The sequence below is a fragment of the Sneathiella chinensis genome, from assembly GCF_012720115.1.
Lineage (GTDB): Bacteria > Pseudomonadota > Alphaproteobacteria > Sneathiellales > Sneathiellaceae > Sneathiella > Sneathiella chinensis.
Window position 1 is genome coordinate 1 of record NZ_VNWN01000015.1, and the last position, 1483, is coordinate 1483.

At 58.9% G+C, this 1483-nt stretch carries 1 protein-coding gene; it reads left to right on the forward strand.

The genetic code is table 11. From position 1 onward, the window contains the following. Positions 1-1483: hypothetical protein (locus FQB27_RS16530; RefSeq protein ID WP_169562186.1), on the forward strand; the 1483-nt coding region annotated here is incomplete at both ends.

Sequence of the window (1483 nt, forward strand, 5' to 3'; positions counted from 1 at the left end):
ACGGATAGCACGCCTGACGATACGGACGGTTCCGAGACCTTCACAATCACGGTTACGTTGCACGGGACGGCGGTTACGGCGGGTGTTGGCCTTGTGCTTGGCGCCGGGGCACCTTCTGATGCGACCCTGACGGAAGGTCCGGATGGGACATGGACCCTGAACGTGAGCGATCCGGCAGACCTTGAAGTTGCCGTTGGGTTGATTGAGGCTGTTGTTCCGGCGGGCTATGAAGGTACGATCAATGGCAGCATTTCCAGCGTCAGTGAGGAAACCCTGCCGAATAACGATGAGGAAGACACTCTTGCCGACAACCGCAAGGAAGACAGCGCCGATTTCAGCCTGACCATTGAAGGCGGCGAGGTAGTGCCGACTGCGGCCTTCGGTGACGGCGAGTTTGCCGGTATCATCAAGGAAGACAGTGTCGATAACACCATCAGCTTCAGCGCGGCGTCTGGTGACAGCACGGATGAACTGACCAGCGTCGTGATCACCCTGCCGGGTGTGGAAGATGGCGATGTGGATGTGTCTGCCATTGAAACGGCCCTTGGTGTTGGGACACCGGGCGAGATCGGAACGGTTGTGGTATCCGAGGCGGGTGGCACAACGACCATCACGATCACCTTCAATGACAGTGCGGATCTGGAAAGCTTCAGCAGTTCCTTCACCCTGGATGCCCCGGTTGAGGATAGCGACGCGGACCTGTCTGCCACCATCACGGCCTATGCCAAGGATAAAACGGACGCGACTGAGACCGGCGATGGCGGCGAAACCAAGACCATCGTGGTGGACGCGGTTCTCGATCGGTTTGCCGATGTTGAAGGGGGTGCTGCGGCCAGCGGTACGGAAAGCGATACAGTCCAGAACCTCAATCTGGGTCTGGGCATGCAGTTTGCGGCCAGTGGCTTCACACCGACGGATAGCACGCCTGACGATACGGACGGTTCCGAGACCTTCACAATCACGGTTACGTTGCACGGGACGGCGGTTACGGCGGGTGTTGGCCTTGTGCTTGGCGCCGGGGCACCTTCTGATGCGACCCTGACGGAAGGTCCGGATGGGACATGGACCCTGAACGTGAGCGATCCGGCAGACCTTGAAGTTGCCGTTGGGTTGATTGAGGCTGTTGTTCCGGCGGGCTATGAAGGTACGATCAATGGCAGCATTTCCAGCGTCAGTGAGGAAACCCTGCCGAATAACGATGAGGAAGACACTCTTGCCGACAACCGCAAGGAAGACAGCGCCGATTTCAGCCTGACCATTGAAGGCGGCGAGGTTGTGCCGACTGCGGCCTTCGGTGACGGCGAGTTTGCCGGTATCATCAAGGAAGACAGTGTCGATAACACCATCAACTTCAGCGCGGCGTCTGGTGACAGCACCGATGAACTGACCAGCGTCGTGATCACCCTGCCGGGTGTGACCAATGGCGATGTGGATGTGACCGACATTGAAACGGCCCTTGGTGTTGGGACACCGGGCGAGATCG